Source organism: Streptomyces sp. SN-593 (assembly GCF_016756395.1).
Lineage (GTDB): Bacteria > Actinomycetota > Actinomycetes > Streptomycetales > Streptomycetaceae > Actinacidiphila > Actinacidiphila reveromycinica.
Window position 1 is genome coordinate 5,518,252 of sequence record NZ_AP018365.1, and the last position, 20,760, is coordinate 5,539,011.

22 protein-coding genes and 2 pseudogenes are annotated in these 20,760 nt (G+C 70.8%); 13 read left to right on the forward strand and 11 right to left on the reverse strand.

Annotated features, from left to right (window positions below; all coding sequences use genetic code 11):
• The first annotated feature begins 2 nt into the window (after nt 1–2).
• On the forward strand, nt 3–740 hold the full coding sequence (gene ppgK, locus RVR_RS23520) for a polyphosphate--glucose phosphotransferase (protein WP_202235817.1): 738 nt from the start codon (nt 3–5) through the stop codon (nt 738–740).
• On the opposite strand, the gene RVR_RS23525 is transcribed toward ppgK, so the two are convergent.
• Nucleotides 661–1,467 carry a DUF6542 domain-containing protein gene (locus tag RVR_RS23525; RefSeq protein ID WP_202235819.1) on the reverse strand — a complete coding sequence of 269 codons (807 nt, stop codon included), beginning with the start codon at nt 1,465–1,467 and terminating at the stop codon, nt 661–663. The two genes, ppgK and RVR_RS23525, sit on opposite strands and share 80 nt — an antisense overlap.
• Before the next feature lie 236 nt (nt 1,468–1,703).
• Here RVR_RS23525 and ychF point away from each other — a divergent pair, with 236 nt between their 5' ends.
• Entirely contained in the window at nt 1,704–2,792 is a 1,089-nt protein-coding gene (gene ychF, locus RVR_RS23530; protein ID WP_202235821.1) for a redox-regulated ATPase YchF, read from the forward strand.
• 107 nt (nt 2,793–2,899) lie between these two features.
• On the opposite strand, the gene RVR_RS38665 is transcribed toward ychF, so the two are convergent.
• Together RVR_RS38665 and RVR_RS37835 are read right to left on the reverse strand one after the other, a co-directional pair.
• Nucleotides 2,900–3,556: a tyrosine-type recombinase/integrase gene (locus RVR_RS38665; RefSeq protein ID WP_272933102.1), complete on the reverse strand. Its 657-nt coding sequence runs from the start codon at nt 3,554–3,556 to the stop codon at nt 2,900–2,902.
• A 42-nt stretch (nt 3,557–3,598) separates the two neighbouring features.
• On the reverse strand, nt 3,599–3,826 hold the full coding sequence (locus RVR_RS37835; RefSeq protein ID WP_237404921.1) for a hypothetical protein: 228 nt from the start codon (nt 3,824–3,826) through the stop codon (nt 3,599–3,601).
• A 469-nt stretch (nt 3,827–4,295) separates the two neighbouring features.
• Between RVR_RS37835 and RVR_RS23545 the strand changes: the two genes are divergently transcribed.
• From RVR_RS23545 to RVR_RS23555, 3 genes are all read left to right on the forward strand, one after another.
• Nucleotides 4,296–4,733, forward strand: coding sequence for a MarR family winged helix-turn-helix transcriptional regulator (locus RVR_RS23545; RefSeq protein ID WP_202235823.1), 438 nt, complete (start codon nt 4,296–4,298; stop codon nt 4,731–4,733).
• A gap of 133 nt (nt 4,734–4,866) precedes the next feature.
• Entirely contained in the window at nt 4,867–6,273 is a 1,407-nt protein-coding gene (locus RVR_RS23550) for an MDR family MFS transporter (protein WP_237404922.1), read from the forward strand.
• A gap of 172 nt (nt 6,274–6,445) precedes the next feature.
• On the forward strand, nt 6,446–7,018 hold the full coding sequence (locus tag RVR_RS23555) for a YbhB/YbcL family Raf kinase inhibitor-like protein (protein WP_202235827.1): 573 nt from the start codon (nt 6,446–6,448) through the stop codon (nt 7,016–7,018).
• A 260-nt stretch (nt 7,019–7,278) separates the two neighbouring features.
• On the opposite strand, the gene RVR_RS23560 is transcribed toward RVR_RS23555, so the two are convergent.
• From RVR_RS23560 to RVR_RS23575, 4 genes and pseudogenes are all read right to left on the reverse strand, one after another.
• Nucleotides 7,279–7,509: a hypothetical protein gene (locus tag RVR_RS23560; protein ID WP_202235829.1), complete on the reverse strand. Its 231-nt coding sequence runs from the start codon at nt 7,507–7,509 to the stop codon at nt 7,279–7,281.
• Nucleotides 7,510–7,585: 76 nt separating this feature from the next.
• Nucleotides 7,586–7,909, reverse strand: coding sequence for a DMT family transporter (locus RVR_RS23565; RefSeq protein WP_202235831.1), 324 nt, complete (start codon nt 7,907–7,909; stop codon nt 7,586–7,588).
• Between the two features lie 88 nt (nt 7,910–7,997).
• A pseudogene (locus RVR_RS23570) lies at nt 7,998–8,264 on the reverse strand (DMT family transporter); the annotation flags it as partial.
• Nucleotides 8,261–8,809, reverse strand: a complete 549-nt coding sequence (locus tag RVR_RS23575) for a TetR/AcrR family transcriptional regulator (protein ID WP_202235833.1) — start codon at nt 8,807–8,809, stop codon at nt 8,261–8,263. The gene RVR_RS23575 and the pseudogene RVR_RS23570, both read right to left, overlap by 4 nt.
• Nucleotides 8,810–9,060: 251 nt before the next feature.
• On the opposite strand from RVR_RS23575, the pseudogene RVR_RS23580 reads away from it, so the two are divergent.
• The 3 genes and pseudogenes from RVR_RS23580 to RVR_RS23590 all read left to right on the forward strand — a co-directional run.
• Nucleotides 9,061–9,668 (forward strand): annotated as a pseudogene (locus tag RVR_RS23580) (transposase); the annotation flags it as partial.
• A 422-nt stretch (nt 9,669–10,090) separates the two neighbouring features.
• Nucleotides 10,091–10,375 (forward strand): hypothetical protein, encoded by a 285-nt coding sequence (locus RVR_RS23585; protein ID WP_202235835.1) that lies wholly within the window; start codon nt 10,091–10,093, stop codon nt 10,373–10,375.
• Nucleotides 10,357–10,770, forward strand: coding sequence for a DNA-binding protein (locus RVR_RS23590; protein ID WP_202235837.1), 414 nt, complete (start codon nt 10,357–10,359; stop codon nt 10,768–10,770). The genes RVR_RS23585 and RVR_RS23590 overlap by 19 nt, the downstream gene beginning before the upstream one ends.
• Before the next feature lie 479 nt (nt 10,771–11,249).
• Here RVR_RS23590 and RVR_RS23595 read toward each other — a convergent pair whose 3' ends face one another.
• Together RVR_RS23595 and RVR_RS37840 are read right to left on the reverse strand one after the other, a co-directional pair.
• Nucleotides 11,250–11,567, reverse strand: coding sequence for a helix-turn-helix domain-containing protein (locus RVR_RS23595; RefSeq protein ID WP_202235839.1), 318 nt, complete (start codon nt 11,565–11,567; stop codon nt 11,250–11,252).
• Nucleotides 11,564–11,806, reverse strand: a complete 243-nt coding sequence (locus RVR_RS37840; RefSeq protein WP_237404923.1) for a hypothetical protein — start codon at nt 11,804–11,806, stop codon at nt 11,564–11,566. The genes RVR_RS23595 and RVR_RS37840 overlap by 4 nt, the downstream gene beginning before the upstream one ends.
• Before the next feature lie 153 nt (nt 11,807–11,959).
• On the opposite strand from RVR_RS37840, the gene RVR_RS23605 reads away from it, so the two are divergent.
• Both RVR_RS23605 and RVR_RS23610 read left to right on the forward strand, forming a co-directional pair.
• Nucleotides 11,960–12,877, forward strand: coding sequence for an NADP-dependent oxidoreductase (locus RVR_RS23605; RefSeq protein WP_202235841.1), 918 nt, complete (start codon nt 11,960–11,962; stop codon nt 12,875–12,877).
• A gap of 129 nt (nt 12,878–13,006) precedes the next feature.
• The gene (locus RVR_RS23610) at nt 13,007–13,543 is read left to right on the forward strand and encodes a MarR family winged helix-turn-helix transcriptional regulator (RefSeq protein WP_202235843.1); all 537 of its coding nucleotides are present in this window, start codon (nt 13,007–13,009) and stop codon (nt 13,541–13,543) included.
• 88 nt (nt 13,544–13,631) lie between these two features.
• On the opposite strand, the gene RVR_RS23615 is transcribed toward RVR_RS23610, so the two are convergent.
• A complete protein-coding gene (locus tag RVR_RS23615; RefSeq protein WP_202235845.1) occupies nt 13,632–14,234 on the reverse strand; it encodes a TetR/AcrR family transcriptional regulator in 603 nt (200 codons plus the stop codon).
• Nucleotides 14,235–14,383: 149 nt separating this feature from the next.
• On the opposite strand from RVR_RS23615, the gene RVR_RS23620 reads away from it, so the two are divergent.
• Both RVR_RS23620 and RVR_RS23625 read left to right on the forward strand, forming a co-directional pair.
• Nucleotides 14,384–15,640, forward strand: coding sequence for an alpha/beta hydrolase family protein (locus RVR_RS23620; protein WP_202235846.1), 1,257 nt, complete (start codon nt 14,384–14,386; stop codon nt 15,638–15,640).
• Nucleotides 15,641–15,669: 29 nt separating this feature from the next.
• Nucleotides 15,670–16,488 carry a dienelactone hydrolase family protein gene (locus RVR_RS23625; RefSeq protein WP_202239011.1) on the forward strand — a complete coding sequence of 273 codons (819 nt, stop codon included), beginning with the start codon at nt 15,670–15,672 and terminating at the stop codon, nt 16,486–16,488.
• A gap of 128 nt (nt 16,489–16,616) precedes the next feature.
• Here the strand turns inward: RVR_RS23625 and RVR_RS23630 are convergent, their stop codons facing one another.
• Nucleotides 16,617–18,863 (reverse strand): RICIN domain-containing protein, encoded by a 2,247-nt coding sequence (locus RVR_RS23630; RefSeq protein WP_202235847.1) that lies wholly within the window; start codon nt 18,861–18,863, stop codon nt 16,617–16,619.
• A 474-nt stretch (nt 18,864–19,337) separates the two neighbouring features.
• Here RVR_RS23630 and RVR_RS23635 point away from each other — a divergent pair, with 474 nt between their 5' ends.
• On the forward strand, nt 19,338–20,684 hold the full coding sequence (locus RVR_RS23635; RefSeq protein WP_202235848.1) for a chitinase: 1,347 nt from the start codon (nt 19,338–19,340) through the stop codon (nt 20,682–20,684).
• The last annotated feature ends 76 nt before the right edge of the window (nt 20,685–20,760 follow it).

Sequence of the window (20,760 nt, forward strand, 5' to 3'; positions counted from 1 at the left end):
CCATGAACATGTTCGGTGTGGACATCGGCGGTACGGGAATCAAGGGCGCTCCGGTCGACCTCGACCGGGGCGACCTGGCGGACGAGCGGTTCAAGGTGCTGACCCCCCACCCGGCGACCCCGGAGAGCGTCGCCGACGGCGTCGCCGAGGTGGTCGGCCACTTCGGCCACACCGGGCCGCTCGGCGTCACCTTCCCCGGTGTCGTGGTCGACGGCGTGACCCGCACCGCCGCCAACGTGGACAGCGGCTGGGTGGGCCAGGACGCCCGGAAGCTGCTCAGCGACCGCCTCGGCCAGCCGGTGGTCGTGCTCAACGACGCCGACGCCGCCGGGGTCGCCGAGATGACCTTCGGGGCCGGCCGCGGCCGCGGCGGCACCGTCCTGCTGCTCACGCTCGGCACCGGGATCGGCAGCGCCCTGTTCGTGGACGGCCACCTGGTGCCCAACACCGAACTGGGCCACCTCGAACTGCACGGCCACGACGCGGAGAAGCGCGCGTCGGTCAAGGCGCGCGAGGACGAGGACCTGAGCTGGGAGCACTGGGCGCGCCGGCTGAGGAAGTACCTGGCGCACGTGGAGATGCTCTTCTCGCCGGACCTGTTCGTGATCGGCGGCGGGGTGAGCCGGAAGCCCGAGAAGTTCCTGCCGCTGATCCACGGGATCAGCGCGGAGATCGTCCCCGCGGAGTTGCAGAACAACGCCGGGATCGTCGGCGCCGCGATGGCTGCCGCAAAGCTCTGACCGCCACGATCGCGGCGGCCAGCACCGTACCGGTGTAGAGCCAGCCGGTCATCAGGGCCAGGCCGGTGAAGACCCCGACCACGCGCCCCACCAGACCGCCGTCGCCGCCGTCGGCCGTCAGGGTGATGCCCACCGCGAACGCGATGGGTGCGGCGACCGGGGCCGCCACCAGGTCGTAGGGCCGCACGTACACCGCGGCGGCCACGCACACGGCCACGAACACCAGCCCGAAGAAGACGCCGGGGCCGTCGAAGAGCAGGGAGTCGGCGGCCCCGGCGAGCACCGTCACGACGGTGGTCAGGGCGCCGGTGCCGAGGCCGGTCAGGCGCGCGCGGGGGCGGGGCAGGGCGCGCAGTCGGTCGGCGGCCACCGCGAGTGCGCCGCCCGGGCGGCGCACTCGCGGTGACGTGGCGCGGGCGGGCGGGGCGGCGGCGCGCGCCTGGGCCTGGGAGGCCCGCGCCTGGGCCTGGGCGGACCTGACACGGGTGCTGGCGCGGGTGTCGGCCTGGGTCCGGGCGGCCTGTGCCTGGGCGGCCCGGGCGGCTTGGCCTTGTGCCTGGGCCCTGGTGCGGCTGCCGGCCTGGGCGGCCCGGGCCCTGGCGGGGGCGTCGGCCCGTGCCCGCGCCGAGGCCGCCGGCGGTGACGCGGGGGCCGCCGGCGGTGGGGACGCAGGCGCGGTGGGGACGGTCCGGGCGGTGATGCTCGTACGCGCTGTGTGTTGCTCCACCTACTCAACGTAGGCGCGGTGCGCGCGCCGCGCGCGCCCGGGACACGCGGATTCGCTCGCGTGGGTCTTCTGTTCGAAGTGCTCCGTTCGAGTGAGGGGGAGGGGGCCGGGCGGGTGGGCCGGGTGCGCCCGCGGGCGGCCGGTCGCCGGCCCCGCGGGCGGGGAGCGGGCGATGGTGCGGCGGCCCGTAGACTGGTCGGCGCCCAGCTCCCCTCCTGCCCACGGGAAGTCGTCACGTGTCGCTCTCCATCGGAATCGTCGGCCTGCCCAATGTCGGCAAGTCGACGCTCTTCAACGCCCTGACCAAGAACGACGTGCTGGCGGCCAACTACCCGTTCGCCACCATCGAGCCGAACGTCGGCGTGGTCGGGGTGCCCGACCCCCGGCTGGACAAGCTCGCCGAGATCTTCGCGTCGGCCCGGATACTGCCCGCGACGGTGGACTTCGTGGACATCGCCGGCATCGTGCGCGGCGCGTCCGAGGGCGAGGGCCTGGGCAACAAGTTCCTCGCGAACATCCGCGAGTCCGACGCCATCTGCCAGGTCATCCGCGCCTTCAAGGACGAGAACGTGGTCCACGTGGACGGCAAGGTCTCGCCCCGGGACGACATCGAGACGATCAACACCGAGCTGATCCTCGCCGACCTGCAGTCCGTGGAGAAGGCGATCCCGCGCCTGACCAAGGAATCGCGGATGCAGAAGGACAAGGCGAAGGTGCTGGCCGCGGCCGAGGCCGCGCAGGCGATCCTGGCCGCCGGCGACACCCTCTTCGCGCACGGCATCACCAAGGGCACCGAGCAGGGCGTCCTCCTGCACGAGCTGCACCTGCTCACCACGAAGCCCTTCCTCTACGTGTTCAACGTCGACGAGGACGAGCTGACCGACGAGGCGTTCAAGGAGGAGCAGCGCGCGCTGATCGCGCCGGCCGAGGCGATCTTCCTGAACGCCAAGCTGGAGGCGGACCTGGCGGAACTCGACGACGCGGAGGCCCTCGAACTCCTCCAGTCCGTCGGCCAGGAGGAGCCCGGGCTCGCCACGCTCGCGCGGGTCGGCTTCAACACCCTGGGGCTCCAGACGTACCTCACGGCGGGCCCCAAGGAGTCCCGCGCGTGGACGATCAAGCGGGGGGCCACGGCCCCGGAGGCCGCGGGGGTCATCCACACGGACTTCCAGAAGGGCTTCATCAAGGCCGAGGTGATCTCCTTCGACGACCTGGTGGCCACCGGCTCCGTCGCCGAGGCCCGCGCGAAGGGCAAGGCCCGCATGGAGGGCAAGGACTACGTCATGCAAGACGGCGACGTGGTCGAGTTCCGCTTCAACGTGTAATACGTCTGGCAAAAGGCGGTCTGACCTGCGGCGGAGCGGGTGGGGCGGCTCGGCGGTCCGCACTCAGTCCGCAAGCGCGCTGACGAAGGGTCGGCGCGGGGGAGTGGCTATGCCGCCTCGGTGGCTTGCGCTTCGCCCTCGTCGGGGCGGTCTGCGTATGCCTTGTCGACGGCGGCCCGGGACCGTTCCTCGGAGTCGGGCCACAGGTGGGTGTAGATGTTCAGCGTCATGGCCGCGTTGGTGTGGCCGAGGCGCTCGGAGACGGTCTTCACGGACTCGCCATGCTTGATGAGCAAGCTGGCGTAGTGGTGCCGCAGAGCGTGGGGTCCAGTGCCCTTCGGGATGCCGGCCTTGCCGCAGGCGGGCCGCCAGGCGTGGTCCATGAAGTGGGTGTAGACGATGGGTCCGTCCTCGGGCGCGGTGAAGAGCCAGCCCTCGGCCCCCTCGACGGGGAAGCCCCTCAGGTGGGCCTTGAGCGCGGTGACGGCCATGCGCGGCAGTGGGACCGTGCGGTGGGAGCGGTCCGTCTTGGGCGGGCAGACGTAGACCCCGTGCTTCGCGGTCTGCTGGATTGACCGGCGGCTCCGGGGCGGGGGCGTCCTCCTCGGTGGCGGTGTGGTCGGGCAGGAGGTCGGCGATGGCCGTCCGGATCGGACCGCGGCTGACCCGGTGGTCGCGGGTGAGGGCGGCGATGGAGCGGCCTTCGAGGTACGCGGTGCGCACCCCGGTGGCCGTCGCGGCCGCGACGGCGGGGCGGCGTCCACCTTTGGTGCCCTTGGCCTCGGCGGCGCGCAGACCGTCGTAGGTCAGTTCCCGCTGGAGGTCGCGCCGGAGTTCGCCGGCGGCGGCGCCTCCACCGTGAACTTCACGGTGGACAGCAACTCGCCGGTGCGCGGATGGCGTGCGGTGAGGCGCGTCGCGGAGAACGCGCCCTCATGGATGCGCAGCGCCACCTGGTCACGGTGGAGGACGTCGAACACGTCGAGGATGTGCCCGGTGCCGCGCACCAGGCGGAACATCTCGGAGATGTGCACGGTGTCGCCCGGCCGCGCGTACGTCAGCAGCTCGCCGGGCTCGGGCAGCCCGGGGGTGGAGGTGGCTGAAGGTGCCCGGATCCTCCTCGAAGGGGACCGGGTCCTCGATCCCGGCCTCGGCCAGAACGAGGTCCTGGCGGGCGGTGGACTGCTGGTCGGTCGAGACCCGCTTGTAGACCAGGTTCGCCACCGAGGGGCCCTCTCCGTACGGACGACCTGACTCAATCTGTCGTCAAACCCTGTAGGCAATCACCATCGGATCTGATTGGATCCGCGCCGCCGTGAACCCACGGATTGCGCGGGTTCATTGGACGCTCCGGCTGCCTGTCGTCAAACGATGACGGCCGGCAGGCCCTGGCGTGGGCCGGGCCTGGCGATGTCGGGGTCGGCCCGTCGGGTTCCTAGCGTCGGACGCGGGGGCGCGATGCCCTGATTTTAATAAGGCAGGTTGATAAGGTAGGTTGATCGTATGAGTGAGGAGCTGGATGCCCGTGAGACCGCCGCCGCCCTGCTGGCCAGCGTTGGTGCGCTGCTGAGGCGTGTGCGTCAGGTGCGGGTCGAGGGCGAGCTCGCGATGCCCGAGCGTGCCGCCTTGTCACATTTGGACCGTATCGGCCCGACAACGTCCGCGGAGCTGGCCCGACGGGAGCAGATCACCGCGCAGGCGATGGGGGCCACACTCGGCGGCCTCCAGGCGCGCGGGCTGGTCGAGCGCGGAGCCGATCCGCGGGACGGCCGGCGCGTGCTGCTGGCGCTGACCGACGCGGGTCGGCAGGCGCTGGCGGACAAGCGCAGTGCCCGCACGGAGCAGGTCGCGCAGGCCCTTGCGGACGGCTTCACGCCGCAGGAGTTGGAACAGCTCGCGGTGGCCGCCCCGCTGCTCGATCGGCTGGCGCAAAGGATCTGATCCCCGACCGATGGGTAAGCAGGGCGGCCGCCGCGAGCCGTTCGAGGACCGGTGCCCAGTCCCGGCACGAGAAGGAGAGGTAGGGGTCGCTGTGGCCGAAGCAACCGCAGGGGATCGCATCGATCCGAAAGTCATGAAAGTCGCCGTCGCGCTCATCGTGGGCTCGTTGGCCGTGGTCTTCGACACCACGATCGTCAGCGTTGCGCTGCAGACCCTCTCGCAGGAACTACATGTGCCCATCTCCACGATCCAGTGGGTGAGCACCGGCTACCTGCTGGCGCTCGGCGTGTCCATTCCGCTGGCGGGCTGGGCGCAGTCCCGCTTCGGCGGCAGGCGGGTGTGGATGTTCGCGCTGGCCGTGTTCCTGGTCGGCTCGGTCCTGTGCAGTGTGGCCTGGAGCGCCGGAAGTCTCATCGTCTTCCGGATCGTCGAGGGGCTCGGCGGGGGACTCATGCTCCCTTTGTTCTCGACGCTGATCATGCAGGCGGCCGCGGGCAAGGCTTTGGGGCGCACGATGTCGATCGTCACCCTGCCGTTCGTGGTGGGTCCGATCGCGGGCCCGGTGATCGGCGGCGTCCTGTTGAACTGGCTCGACTGGCGGTGGCTGTTCTGGGTGAACGTCCCGTTCTGTGTCGTCGGGTTCGTCCTCGCCTGGCGGATGCTGGACCCGGACACCACCGAAGCGCGGCCGCGCTTCGACACCCTGGGCTGGCTGCTGCTGTCACCCAGCCTGGTCGCGTTCCTGTTCGGGCTGGCCAACTCCTCGAAGGGCGGCGGCTTCGGCCGGACGGACTCCTTCGCTCCGCTGTTGGCCGGCGCGCTCCTGCTGCTGGTCTTCGCCCTGTATTCGGTCCGTCGTTCCGGCGACGCCCTTGTCGATGTCCGGCTGCTTGCGCACCGCCCGCTCGCCTCGGCGTCCGCGTCGATGTTCCTGTCAGGGGCCGCGCTCTACGGCAGCATGGCGCTGCTGCCGCTGTACTGGCAGCAGGTGCGTGGTGCCCACGCGCTCCAAGCCGGCCTGCTGGTCGCGCCACTGGGCCTCGGCGCGCTCCTGAGCCGCCCGCTGGCCGGCGGACTCAGCGACAAGTTCGGGGCCAGGTGGGTCGCCTTCACCGGATTCGCCATCGTGGGACTGTCCACCGTGCCCTTCGCCCTGGCCACGGACACGACGAACAAGTGGCTCCTGATGGCAGTACTGGTGGTCCGCGGGTTCGGACTCGCCGCCGTGTCCATCCCCCTGCAAGCAGCCGCGTTCGTCGGCCTGCGCCGCGACCAGATACCGCACGCCGGCATCATCACCCGCATCACCCAGCAGATCGGCGGGTCCTTCGGCGTCGCGGTGCTCGCCGTCATCCTCGACATCGCCCTGCGCCACCACACGGGGTCAGCAACGCAGGCCGCCCACGCCTTCGACCAGGCGTTCTGGTGGGCGGTCGGCTTCACCGCCCTCGCGCTCGCCCTGAGCTTGCTGCTGCCCGGACGAACCCCGATGGAAGCGCCTAAGAAGCCGGAGACCGGCAAAGCCCCTCAGACCGTCTGACGTGCCAGCGAGGGACGCCGGCACATGCGGAATCCCCCCACACACACACGCACGTCGACCCCACCAGCACCGGCCCGGACACCGAGCCACGCCACCACACCGAACCGCGCCTTCATCAACGCGGCAGAACCACAACCCACGACAAGACCCTCGACATGCTGGGAGCACCGCCATGCCCGTCCTCGGCCGACTTCTGAAGAACCGCAGGTCAGGCGATGCCCACGCCGCGTGGAATCGCCCGAACCTCCAGGGGCCCGAACTCCTGGAACTCAGCAGCCGCAGCTTCGACCGCCTCGGTACGATCCCGCCGGAGCACCACGCCAAGAACGCAGGCGGCCAGAACATCTCCCCCCACCTGGCCTGGAACCCACCGCCGACCGGCACCGCCCAGCTCCTGCTGGTCGTCGAGGACACCGACGTCCCCACCCCCAAGCCCGCGGTGCACTGCGTCGTCCTGATCGACCCCGCCGTACGCTCCCTCGCCCCCGGCGCCCTCGCCGCGAAAGAGCCGGCTCCCGGCGTCACGATACTGCGCTCGGTCATCGGACGCGGATACCAAGGGCCCGCACCCATCAGGGGCCACGGCCCTCACCACTACACCTTCCAACTCTTCGCCCTCGCCACCCCGCTGGGCGAGACCGCGGGCAAGTCCGCACCGGACAGCGCAAGGCCCAGCGCCCTTCTGCCCTCCATCACTGCGCCTGTCCTCGCCCGCGGCCGACTCATCGGCACTGTCGAACGCTGATCCCTCCTTCACGACGGCCTGCGACACGAACCCCGCCGTCTCCGAGGAGTTCTGGGGGCACGCCGTGCGCCGCTTGGTCAGACACAGCCCGTCGCTTCCCGACCGCCCCCGTCATCGTCCTCGTCCAGCTCTGGCGCGTCCGGATCGCGCAGCGGTGAGGCCGACTTCCGGCTGTCCGCGGCGCGTCGCCTCCGGTCTGATTCCACGGGGGTTTGGCGCTCTCCCCATGGAGGCATGGTCCCGAGCCCTGTCGTTGTCGTTCAGTGGTTCAGCTGAGTCTGGCGGGGTGCGGGCTGCCGGATTTCGGTGGCGAGGCGGCGGCCGTTGCGCACTGCTGTCTCCTGGGCCCAGGCGCTGGTTGAGAGCGCTCCGAGGATCGTGGCGAGGACTCCGCAGGTCCCGAGGACGGTCCAGGCGGTACGGCTGGAGGAGACGAAGCCGCGGCCGGTGCCGGTCACGATGGAGCCGGTGCCGGCGACATCAATCGCCATCCCGAACTGCCGGGCGCCGGCTCCCAACCCTGGGGCTTCGGCAGCGCCCCGACCGGCCACCGGTGCGGACAGGCGTTCAGCGGGCGGCGCCGATCTCGATGCACAGGACGCCGACGGCGATGAGGCCGATGCCGGTGTCCATGACCTTGGTGAGGGGTTCGTGGAACAGCAGGCGTGAGGCCACGGCGGTCAGGGCGACACCGCTGGCCGCCCAGATGCCGTAGGCGACGCCGAGGGCGAGGCCGTCTTTGAGCGCCAGGGTGATGCAGGTGAACGAGGCCAGATACCCGGCGAGTACGGCCAGGAGCCATTTCCTGCCTCCCCTGCCAGAGGCCATGCGCAGCGACAGGGTGGCGGCGACTTCGGTCAGCACTCCGCACATCAGGAAGACCAGGGTCATGAGTGGCCCCTTCCTCACGGATCTGGCGGGCAGGGTCTGCCGGCGCGCCCAGTTCGACGCACAGCACCCCGGCGGTCACCAGGGCGATACCGACGCCGGTGGCCGCGGTCAGCGGGTCGCCGAAGATGACGGCCGCCAGAACAGCGGTCAGGGCGACACCGCTGGCCGCCCAGATTCCGTAGGCGACACCGAGGGCCATTCCCGCGCGCAGCACGAAGGCCAGAACCGTGAAGGAACCGGTGTAGCCGACCGCGACAACGGTGTAGAGCGCCGGATGGTGGAGCGCTGCGCGCAGGCAGAGGGTGGCGGTGACTTCCAGCATGATCACCGCGATCAGCAGCAGCCATTTCCTCACCGGGAGGTCTCCTCCTTCAGCAGGTCCTCGGCGACCGCCATGAGCTGGTCGCGGTCGCGGGCAGGGACGAGGAAGACGCCGGTGGCGGCGGAGGTCCAGTAGCCGTCGGCGAGCAGCCGGGCCGCGGTGAGGCGGGCGCGCGCCGCCTGCGGCAGGGAGTCGGGCAGGGCGAGCCACGGTTCGATGCGGCGGACCCAGCTGTCGGTCAGAGCGGCGCGGTAGTGGGCGTCGGCGTAGATCGCGAAGTCCGCCCGGTCGAAGGGAACGGTCAGGGAGATCTCCACGTAGGCCCGGAACCGTTGGTACGGCGAAGCGGTCTCCGTCGGCTCGTCCAGCCGCGAGACCAGAAGCTCGACCCACCGCTGCGCGACGTGGTCGACGACCGCGACCATCAGGGCCTCCTTGGTCGGGAAGTGGTACATCAGCCCCGGCTTGGTCAGCCCGGCAGCCCTGGCCGCCGCATCCAGAGTGATGGATCCGCCGCCCTCGACCCGCAGCAGGTCCACAGCGCCATCCAGAATCTTCTGCCTCGCATCTCTCGCCATCCTTTACTTTACCATCCGGACGGTAAAGTCCAGCTTCCTGAAGCGTCGCCCTGCGGAGGGCGTGCCGACGCGGGACGACACCCCAGACGGCAGGCTTGGCGCACACTCCTTCAGCTTGTTCCTTTTCTTCCGGCCTCGAACGACGTGTCGTACTGAGTCGCTCACCTGGGGATTCGCGAGATACGGGGGCGGCCTTCGTCTGATCATGTGCTCCGACCAAGGTGCACGTGACCGAGACGAAGGCCGTGAGAGTGAGTCTGCTGCTTGATGCTGTTCGGGGGGAAGCGTTCGCGGAGGCGTCCCGCTTCCGGGGAGAGTTCTACGAGTGCCTGACCGCGCGGCGCGACGCGTTGTTCGAACTCACCGACGCGGTGCTGTGTGCCGACGGTGCGGTGAAGTCCCCGGTGGACCTGACGCTGACGGCCGAGCATCGGCGTGGGCACGGAGGGATGTACGGCGGCCTGAACCACGGCCGGATCGACGTCGGCCGGCTGCGGACGGTGCCGGCCTGCCGTTGCCGCGGTTCGATGGCGGGCGCCTGGTCATGGCGGTCGACGTGTCGCCGTGGCTCCGCTCGGACGCGCCATGCTCGGCAGACCGGCTGTTCTGCCACGTCCACGGCCGCGCGAAGACGGCATCGCGGTTCATTCCGGGCTGGCCCTACTCCTTCGTCGCCGTGCTGGAGCCGGGGGCCACCTCATGGACCGCGATCCCGGACGCGGTCCGGCTCGGCCCGGCAGACGACGCGACCGCCGTCACCGCCGACCAGCTCCGGGGGGTCGTTGAACGATTCATCGCCGCTGGCCAGTGGCAGGCCGGGGACCCGGAATTCGTGATCGTCAGCGATGCCGGCTACGACGTCACCCCCTGGCCTGGGTCCTGCGCGACCTGCTGGCGCACCACGCATTTCGCGTCGGCAGCCCGTCCTTCCAGTCCGCAGCGAGTCCGCAGGACACCCGTAAACCCCCGTCGGAAGCCAACGCATGCCAACGCGGAAACACCTGGTCAGCGCCATGATCGGCGCCCCGCCGCAGGTCAGGTTCGGCCCGGATACGTTCCGCTTCAACGTGTGACCTAACACCACGTCGCTGATCTGGCAAACGTGCAGTTCAGATAGGGCCCGACTCTTCGGAGTCGGGCCCTATGTTTTCTCCCGTGCTGGGATCGTGTTGGGATGGGATGGGGGTGCCCGTGCTGGGATTGTGTGAGTGGGGCGCTGACCGAGCTGTGAAGGTAGTGCGGACGTGGCGCTTTTCCTACTCGTTTGACACAATCGGGGGCATGGCTGAGGCGACGTACAGCATCGGGGAAGGGCCAGCGACGCGGGTGAGCTTGTCGCTGCCGGAGGGGACCGCGGAGGCGATCCGGGCTCGGGTGGGCAAGCGGGAGTTCTCCGCGTTCATCACCGAGGCGGTCGAGCGTGAGCTGCGCGGGCAGGTCCTGGACGAGTACCTGGCGGACTACGAGAGCCGCAAGGGGCCGGTCTCCGAGTCGGCTCGGCAGCGGGCGCGGCAGGTCTTCGACGAGGTGTTCGCCGAGGAGGCCGAGTGGCCCGCCGCAGGCTGAGTCACGAGGGGACGCTGGTCCTCGACAGCGAGGGACTCTCGAAGCTGCTCGCTGACGAAGAGCAGGTGGTGGCCCTGATCGCTGAGGCGCGCTCGCGCGGCATGGAGGTCGTGATCAGTGCGCTCACCATCATCGAGGCCGTCCACGCGCGTTCGAACAAGTCCCGCCTGAACTGGGTGCTTTCCGGGCTGCGAGTCGTCCCGGTCGGTGACGAGGAGGCGAGAGCTGCCTCGAAGTTGCTGATGAGTGCCGGCTTGCACGGACACAAGTACGCGATCGATGCGGCCGTCGCCGAGGCCGCGCTGCGACAGCACCGCCCCGTGGTCATGCTGACTTCCGATATCGACGACATGGTCAAGCTCTGCGGCGATCGGGTCCGGCTCGTAGAAGTCTGATCCCTGCGGTCACGACTGGTCCAGAAGGCTCCTGGGCGACCTTGCCCCACAGACGGCTGGCTGAACCAATCCCGATTTCGCCGGTTCCCGGGCCCCTTCGCCGACGGAGCTCACACCTTGAGGACTTCCGCGGTGGGCAGCACAGGAGTGTCAGGTCCTCGGGGTCGGAGGTGGGAACGGTGCACGGGCGGAGGGCGGTGCGGGCGATGACGGCGTCGATCGCGTACTTGTGACCGTGGAGGTCGTGGGTGGCGCAGGAGCGCGGCGGCCTGAACGGTGACGTCCTCGGTGATGCCGTGGACGTCGACCCGGGAGAGGACTCGGGAGATCCGTGCGGGGTGAACGCGGTCGTAGTCGGCCTCAAGGGGGGTCATGGCACTGGTGGCCACGCGGACTTCCTCTTCCGAGGCCGCCTGGACCAGGGCCACGACGGGCGCGGTCCGTCGCCCCCCCGGGTCGGAGTGCAAGGGTGTGCTGCGTCAGGCGATCGCCGCGATGTCGCCGTTGTCGAAGTAGATCGCCTGGTGCAGTTGCCCGCCGAGGGCCGCGGCGTAGCGGGTGAGCACCTCCCGGCCGGAGATGTGGCCCTGCTCGATCTGGGAGACGTGGCCCTTGGTGACGCCCATCCGCTCCGCTACCTGTTCCTGGTTCAGCTTGCGGGACTTGCGGATCTCGGCGAGGCGGTGGCCGAGCACCTCGGCCAGGAGTTCCCTCTTGCCCTCGGTCACGGTCTCCTCGCCGCCGGCTCGGGCGACGTGCTCGGCGCGGATGTCCTGCCAGCGGGTGTATTCCGTCATCGTGGGTCCTCCTCTTCGGCGCGGGACTTCAGATAGGCGGTGTAGCGGTGTTCGGCAAGCGGGATGGCCTCTTCGTACCACTCGTTGCAGCGGTCGCGCTTGTCCCCGGCCACCAGAAGGATGCTCGATCGCCACGGATCGAACGCAGCGATGGCGTGCGGTCCGTCGTGGGTCGGCGAGCGCCGGCGGTCGCGCCGGGGCTCGCCGGTGGTGGTCCCCGTTCCGGCGCCGAGCCTCATCCTCACGCGGGTGCCGTGGTGGCCGGTCGGGCGGGGCTGGGGAACTGTTCCGAGGGATTAGTTGGCTAGCCACGCAATCGGTGCTACTTTTTATGTGGCTGGCCACGTAACGCCCGGGTCGGCCGTGAACCGCCCCTCCGAAGGAGACACGTCATGAAGGCCATCGTTTTCGACACGTTCGGCGGCACCGAGGTCCTGCACGAGGCCGAGATCGAGGTTCCCCGGCCCGGCCCCGGCCAGGTCCGCGTCCGCGTGCGGGCCGTCGGGGTCAACCCGGTGGACGGCAAGATCCGCTCCGGCGGCATGGAGGCCATCTTCCCCACCACGCTGCCCGCCGTGCCCGGCGGCGAGATCGCCGGCGTGGTCGACGCCGTCGGTGAGGGCGTCGACGACCTGAAGGAAGGCGACGAGGTGCTGGGCTGGTCCGACACCGGCGCCTACGCCCAGTACGCGCTGGCGCCCGCGACCGTGCTCGCCCCCAAGCCGGCCGGGCTGGACTGGACGCACGCCGCCGCCCTGCCCGTGGCGAGCGACGGCGCCGAACGCGTACTGGACCTGCTCGGCGTCGCGCCGGGCGAGACCCTGCTGATCCACGGCGCGTCCGGCGCGCTCGGCACCATCGCCGTCCAACTGGCCGTCGCCCGCGGCGCCCGCGTCATCGGCACCGCCGGCCCGGCCAACCAGGAGTACGTCGCCTCGCTCGGCGCCACCGCGCTGGTCTACGGGGAGAACCTGGTCGAGCGGGTCCGCGCGCTCGCCCCCGAGGGGGTGGACGCGGTCTTCGACGCCGCGGGCAAGGGCGCGTTGGAGGACTCCATCACCCTGCGCGGCGGCACCACCGACCGGATCGTCACCACCGCCGACTTCCGCGCCCGCGAACTCGGCGTCGTCTTCGCCGAAGGCCCGCAGCGCCGCTCGGGCGCCCGGCTGGCCGAGTTGGCCCGGCAGGCCGCCGACGGCACGCTGGCCACCACGGTCGGTGCCGCCTACCCGCTGGCGGAAGCCGCCAGGGCCCAGCAGGTCAGCGACGCCGGCCACAGCCGCGGCAAGCTCGTCCTCACCGTCGACTGAGTGCCGGGCGTCGGCCGTACGAGGCAGCCGCCCTGTACGGTGCCGGGCGGTGGCCGGCCGCCGCCGTACGGAAGCGGAACCGCGCGCCGCCCGTCCCCGTATCCGCCCCACCCCACCGAAGGAGCAGCGATGTCCGACGCACCCGAGACCGCGCCCTCACCCCCGCCTTCGACGCCACCCGCGCCCTCACCCCCGTCCGCGCCTTCGACGCCACCCCCACCCGAACCGCCGGCCACGGCCCGCGACGGCCGCCTGAGCTACGCCGTCTTCCAGCTCGCGCGCGCCCACCGCGCCCGCGCCGCCGCCATGCTGCGCACCATGAACCTGCACCCGGGCCAGGAACTGCTGCTGATGCAGCTCTTCGACCGGGACGGCCAGACCCAGGCCGAACTGCTGGAACGCGTCGGCCTCGACCACTCGACCGTCTCCAAGTCCCTGCGCCGCATGCAGGAGTCGGGGCTGCTCACCCGGGAGCCGGCCGCCCACGACCGGCGGGTCATGGTGGTCAGCCTCACCGACGCCGGCCGCGCGCTCCAGGAGCCCATCGCGGAGATGTGGCGCACCCTGGAACGCATCTCCGTACGCGATCTGGCCCCCGACCAGGTCGAGGCGTTCACCGCGTGGGCGTACGTGGTCGAGCGGTCGGTCAGGGAGGACGGCCGCTAGGGAGGACCGCCTCTGGGGAGGACCACTGCCGGGGAGAACGGCCTCTGGAAAGAACGGCCTCCGGGGAGAGCGGGGCGCGCCCGGCGGCTCAGGGCTCGGGTCGCACGAGGGGCAGGAAGATCGTGTCCACGATCTCCTCGATGCCTTCCTCCGGCATCGGCCGCGCCGCCAGGAAGACGTGGTGCCGCAGGAGGTCGATCGGCAGCGAGCGGACGCGCGGCGTCAACCGGCCGGGATCGGCCTCGCCGCGGTCGACGGCGGCGTCGAGGATCTCGTCGAGCACCTCGCCGTCCGCGCCGAGCAGGACGTCGCGCAGGGCGAAGAGCGACTCGCCCGTCTCCTGGTAGTAGCCGCCGAGTTGGGCGCCCAGTACCGTCGCGATCTCGCTCCGGGAGTCGTTGAGCCCGCGCATGAGGGCGATGAGGTCGCCGCGCAGGCTCCCGGTGTCGGCCCGCGGTGAGGGCTGCGCGGCGCCGATGTGCGCGATGGTCGCCCGCAGCAGTTCGTGCCGTCCTGCCCAGCGGCGGGCGAGGACCGGGCGGCTGGTGCCCGCACGCTGGGCCACGGCCTCCAGGGTGAACCCGGCGTAGCCGTGGTCGCGCAGCACCTCCCACGCCGCGGTGAGCAGTGCTTCTTCCAACGCGGCGCCACGGCGCCGCTGTCCGGGTACGGGCTCTTCTTTAGGATGCACTTGCGCATCCTATCCGATCGCCGTACGCTCAGCCGTACAAGATGCGGTTCTGCATCTTAACGGTGCCGGTTCTCCTTCGGGAGCCGCACCGACCGGTCGGCGTCGCGGCCGCTGCGGCCGCGACGGGACGAGAGGAAGAGGAAGCAGCCATGATCACGGAGAACTCCGGTACGGCGGTGCGCGCGGACGAGACGGTCTTCATGTCGACCGCCGGCCTCCCCCGCCGGTTCCGCTCGAACTTCGACTTCCAACTGGCCCTCGCCCTGGGGTCGGCCGACCACGGAGGGGCCGCGGTCGGCGAGTGCTACGCGACCGCCGCGCGGATCGAGGACGGCGACCTCGCCGGATGGCACCGGGCCTGGTCCGAGACGGCGCGGCGGGTGCAGGAGACCGGCTCCCGCTGCCTCGCCGAGGGGCACCATGTCAGCGCGGGCGAGGCGTTCCTGCGCGCGTCGACGTACTGGCGCGCCGCCGGGATGTTCCTGGGCCGGGCCGACGCCTCCAGGATCCCGACCTGGGAGAAGAACCGCGAGTGCTTCCGGACGGGACTGCGGCTGACCGGAGTTCCGTTCGAGGAGGTGCGGGTCCCCTACGAGAACGGCAAGTTCCTGCCCGGGTACTTCCTGACCCCGGACGGTCCGAGCCGGCCGCGGGCCACGGCCGTCGTCATCGGCGGTGGCGACATGACCGCGGAGGAACTGTACTTCTTCACCGCCGCGGCCGCGGTCCGGCGCGGCTACAACGCGTTCGTCGTCGAACTCCCGGGCCAGCGCGGCGCCTACTACTCCGACCCCGACCTGACCTTCCGCCCCGACCTGGACGTCCAGATGGGCTACGTCGTGGACTACGCGCTGAGCCGCGCCGACGTCGATCCCGAGCGCCTCTCGCTCACCGGGTACAGCATGGGCGGCCTGTTCGTCCCGCGGGCCGTCGCCCGCGAGAAGCGGATCAAGGCCGCGGTGGCGAGCACGCTCACCCCGTCGTTCCGTCCCTCCATTCTCAGCCTGATCGGCCTCAAGGAGGACGAGTCGTACGCGGACATCGACGACCTCGACTCCCGCGTCGACCTGTCGTCACCGATGGCGAGCCTGCTGCTCGGCGACGTGCGGGAGCGGTTCGGCATGCTCGACCGCCCGCTCCGGGACTACCTCGACTACCTGGGCGAGTTCGACATCTGGGGTCTGGAGGACCAGATCACCTGCCCGCTGCTGAACATCGGCGGCGCCGGCGAGGGCAGCCTGGCGAGCGAGCGCCGGGCGTTCTACGAGCGGCTGTCCTGCGTCAAGGCCGAACGCTTCATCGCGGAGTCCGAAGGCGGCGAGGCCCACTGCGCGGCGAACAACCGCGTGCTGGCCAACCAGATCGAGTTCGACTTCCTGGACGACGTCTTCGCACGGAACCGGTGACCGGCGTGACGACCACCGGAGGGCACCCCGTGCGCACCGAGACGCTGTACGTTCCCACCGAGGACGGCCGGGCCGACGCGTTCGCCGCCTTCCCCCAGGGCGGCGGCCGGCACCCAGGGGTGCTGATGTACGCGGACGTCTTCGGCATCCGGCCCGCGACGCGGGAGATGGCCTGCGAACTCGCCGGCCACGGGTACTGCGTCCTCGTCCCCAACTTCCTTTACCGGCACGGGCCGACGCCGCTGGTCGACCTCCCCGCGTACATCTCGAAGGAGGCCCGGCCCGCGATCGTGGCGCGGCTCATGCCCGCGATCGAGGCGCACACGGGTGATCAGGCGCGGCGCGACGCCGCCGCGTACCTGGCGTTCCTCGGTGCGCGGCCGGAGGTCTCCGCCGGGCCGGTCGCGGTGACCGGCTACTGCGTGGGCGGCCTCCTGGCGATGCGCGCCGCGGCGACCCACCCCGGCCGGGTGGCCGCCGTGGCCGGATTCCACAACCCGGTGGGGCCCGTCGCCGCCTTCCACGGCCCCCTGGGCGACGACGGACCCGGCAGCCTGCCCGGCTTCCTCGCCGGGCTCACCGCCGAGGTCCATCTCGGCCACGCCGAGAGCGACATGACCCCGGCGGCCCTCGACGGGCTCAACCGGGTCCTGGACGAGGCGGGTACGCGCCACACCTCCGAGATCCACCCGGGGACGGTGCACGGCTTCACGATGTCCGACACCCACGTCTTCGATCCCGCCGCGACCCGGCGTCACTGGGACCGCCTCCTGGACCTGCTCGACCGGACCCTGCGAGGCGACGCTCCCGCGCCCGCCGACCGTACCCCGTCTCCGCCCGCCGGCTGAACACCCGTGCACGCAGCCCGATATCCCCCCGGGCCACCCGCACCCATGGCCCGGGGCGGTCGGGGCCGGGCGCGCTCGGGGGCGCGCTCCGGGCCCTTTCCGCTCCGGTCAGGCCGCCGTCCGGCGCCTCACGGTCCCGACGTCAGGTACGTCACCGTGGTGCTGCCCGACACCTTCCCGCCGGAGTTGTTGATCACATGGGTGATGGTGCCGTCACCGCCGAGGGAGACGGTCACCATGTCCTTGAACGTCGAGCCGGTGGCGGGCACCTCGATGGCACGGTCGGCCACCACCGACGGGTTCGTGCTCATGTAGCAGTAGACGCCGAGCCCCCACGCCTGGTGCGAGGTCACCGAGGCGGCCACCTTGTACGAGGGGTAGCCGTTCTCCCCGCCGCCGGGTGTCCAACTGGCGTTGTCCGGGACGTCGTAGGGCATCTCGGACTGGTAGAAGTACGTCCGCCCGCCGTTGCCGTTCCACAGCGTCTGGTACTTCTGGTAGTGCTCGACGGCCAGGCCGTACATGGTGACGTCGTCGCCGTTGACCACCAGGCCGTTGGCGGCGGTGTTGGTGTTCCAGCCGACGGTGCCCCCGTTGCCGTGGTCGGCCCGCCAGATCCACAGGTCGCTGCCGATGGTGTCGTCGGCGTTCACCACCAGGGACTGCGTGGCCTTGCCGGCGACGTCGCCGCCGACCCGGAAGAACACGTCCTGAAGCGTGGTCGGGTCGGCCGCGTGGTCGGCGGAGGAGCCGGACGGCCCGATCTGCACCAGGGAGTTGCTGTTGGTGGTGCCCGCGCTGACGATCAGCCCGGCGATGTCGATCCCGTTCACGTCGGCGGTGGTGATCGCGGTGACCCCGCCGTCCGGCACCAGCGTGGCCAGGCCGAGGCCGAGGACCACGGTGTCCGGCCGGGTGATGTTGATCGGCGCGTTCAGGTGGTACACCCCGGGCGTGAACAGCAGGTTGGACCCGGCGGCGAGCGCCGCGTTGATGGTCGCGGCGGTGTCACCGGACTTCACCACGTGGAACTTGGTGATCGGGATCGAGGTGCCCGCCGTCGAACCGCCGGTCCAGTCGGGGCCGGTGGCGTTCGTGCGCAGCCCCGGCACCATCACGTTGTACAGCCCGGTCGAGTCGGTGTAGAGGTACGGCTTCTCGCGTACCGCGGGGGACTGGCCGACCGTGGTGTAGGTGGGGAACGACTGGGCCGGGGCGCCGTTGTCGCCGACGAAGACCATGTTCCAGTTGGACCCGCCCCAACTGCCCATGGACGTGTCCTGGGTCAGGAACTGCTGCTGGGTACCGGAGTTGATCTGGCCGGAGACGCGCGAGTCGCCGATGAAGCCGCCCGAGGACCAGTTGCTGCTGGTGTTCCCGGAGGTGTTGTCGTCCAGGATCATGTTGCCGTGCACGTCCACCCGCCGGAACGGGTCGGCCTGCGAGACGGCGTACTCCAGCGTCCCCGAACTCGGCGTGTCGGAGAGGTTCTCCACGTCGCGCCAGAAGTTCTGCGTGGCGTTGCCGCCCGACCAGCCGGCGTCCACGTGCACCCCGCCACCGGTCAGCGAGACGTCGTCCGGGGAGGCGCCGAGGCCGGCCACCTCGGTGTAGAAGCCCACGGGCACGTCCACGTTGTAGCTGCCCGGCGTGAACAGCAGCGCGTAGCGGTTGGTGCCGAACTGGTTGGACTGCTGCGAGGCGTAGACCGAGTTGACGGTCGACTGGATCGACGACGCGGACATCGACGGGTCGAAGATCTTGACGTTGGGGCCGAGATCGGGGTTGTCCGGGTTGGTCGGCGGAGGAGTGCCGCCGCCGCCCGTGCCGCCGAGCGCGAACGACTGCGCACTCGTGCCGTTGCACGTGTACTGCTGCAACTGGACCGAGTCGGCCGTCGAGGCGCTGGGGACGTCCAGGCACAGGCCGCTGTAGTGGTTGACGAAGTGGTAGTTCCCGCCGGACTCCTGGACCGGCTTCCACTCCTGGCTGCTCCAACCGCCGTTGGACCACAGGTGGATGAGGGCGCCGCCGGCGGTGGACGGGCCGTCCACGTCGATGGCCGGCTGGGCGCCGTTCTCGTTGACGATCGTGTAGTAACCGGAGTCGGCGGCCGGGTGCAGCTGCCACTGCTGCGCGGTGCTGCCGTTGCAGGTGTACTGCTGCACCGCGGTGCCGTTCGCGGTCGCGGCGGCCGCCGCGTCCACGCACTTGCCGCTGTTGGCGGCCACCATGGTGTACCAGGTCGACGGCGACACGGCGGCGTGCGCGCCGGTCGCGCCGAACGTCTGGAGCGCGGCGGCCACGAGGACCGCGGCCACACCGGGTCCGGCCGCGCGACGCGCCGTCCGGCCCAGTTTCAGGAAACGTTTCATGAGGCCCTTTCCCGGCAGGGTTCGTGTTTCTGAAACAAGAAGTGCGGCACATCCCGGAACGGCGGACGCCGGCGGCACGGTCGCGCGCCGGCGGCCGGTGGTCTTCCGGCCTCTCGACAATGTGTGTTTCCTGAAGGAAGCAGAGCGGTCGCAGACATGTCAAGACGTCGGCGCGCGCCCGGGGCTTCACCTCCTGGAGGCGGTCTGTGCCTGCTGGGGCGGGATGTGCGCGTGCGGCCGCGGCTGCCTACGGCTTGTGAACGCACAGGTCGAGGGCGGTCCGCGGGTCAACGCCGGGGGAGGGCGCCGGGCTTGCCGCGGTGGCCGGAACGCGTCCGATCGGGCGGCCCGAACTCACCCGTCAGGAAGGTTTACTTACAGAAGCCTTGACGCGGTCTCGTGTTCCGTCGCAGACTCCCGTTCTGCTCGGCCGACATGAAACACCCCCCACCACCGGCCCACACGGAGCCACGCATGCGCCTCAGACACGGCATCGCGTCCCTTGCCACGATGGCCCTCGCCTCGGCGGCCGCCCTCCTCGGCGCCACCGGCGAAGCCCACGCCGCAACGGGCCTTCCCGCCCACTTCGCCGCCCCCTACCTCCAGATCGACGGCAACACGGCCAACGACATGGCGTCCGACATGAACGCCACCGGGCTGAAGTACTACACGCTGGCGTTCCTCATCCCGAAGTCCGGCTGCACCGCGCAGTGGGAGGCCAGCGGCGACTCGGTCGGCGCGTACTCCTCGCAGATCAACGCGCTCAAGTCGGCCGGCGGCACCGCGATCGTCTCCTTCGGCGGTGCCGAGGGCGGGGAGCTGGCCCAGACCTGCACCTCCGTCTCCTCGCTGACGGCCGCCTACGCCAACGTCGTCAACACCTACGGGATCACCCGGCTCGACTTCGACATCGAGGGCGGCACCCTCGGTGACACCGCCTCCAACCAGCGCCGCAACCAGGCCCTGGCCGCGCTCCAGGCGCAGAACCCGGCGGTGCAGGTGGCCTACACCCTCGCGGTGGCCCCCAACGGCCTGCCCTCGCAGGAGTACAACGTGCTCAGCGACGCCAAGAGCAAGGGCGTCAACGTGAGCGCGGTGAACATCATGACGATGGACTTCGGCGACGGCCAGAACGCCCTGGCCGACGCCGAGTCCGGGGCCCGTGCCACCGCCGGCCAGCTCGCGACGCTCTACGGCATCTCCACCTCGGCCGCCTACAACCGGATCGGACTGACCCCGATCGCCGGCCAGAACGACGACAACGAGTACTTCTCGCAGTCCGACGCGCAGACCCTGGAGAGCTTCGCGGCCTCCAACGGCGTGCAGGAGCTGTCGTTCTGGGAGGTCGACTACTACGACAAGCCGGTCGGCTACGCCTACTCCCGGATCTTCAACCAGATCGGCGGGGGCAGCACCGGCGGCGGGACCGGCGGCGGCACCACCGGCCAGATCACCGGGTACGGCGGCAAGTGCGTGGACGTGGCCTCCGCCTCCACCGCCAACGGCGCCGCGGTGCAGCTGTACGACTGCAACGGCACCAACGCGCAGCAGTGGACCGTGGGTTCGGACGGCACCGTAAGGGCGCTGGGCAAGTGCATGGACGTGACGGCGGCCGGCACCGCCGACGGCACGCAGGTGCAGTTGTACGACTGCAACGGCACCGGCGCCCAGGTCTGGCAGCACCAGTCCAACGGCGAGCTGGTCAACCCGGTGTCCGGCAAGTGCCTGGACGCGACCGGGCCCAGCTCGGCGAACGGCACCCGGCTGCAGATCTGGACCTGCTTCGACAGCGCCAACCAGCAGTGGAGCGTGCCGAGCTGAGGTGGCGTCGCCTGCGTACCACCGGTGCGGAGGCGACCTCGGAGGGATCGCTGGGCCGGCCGGGTGGCGTTCACGC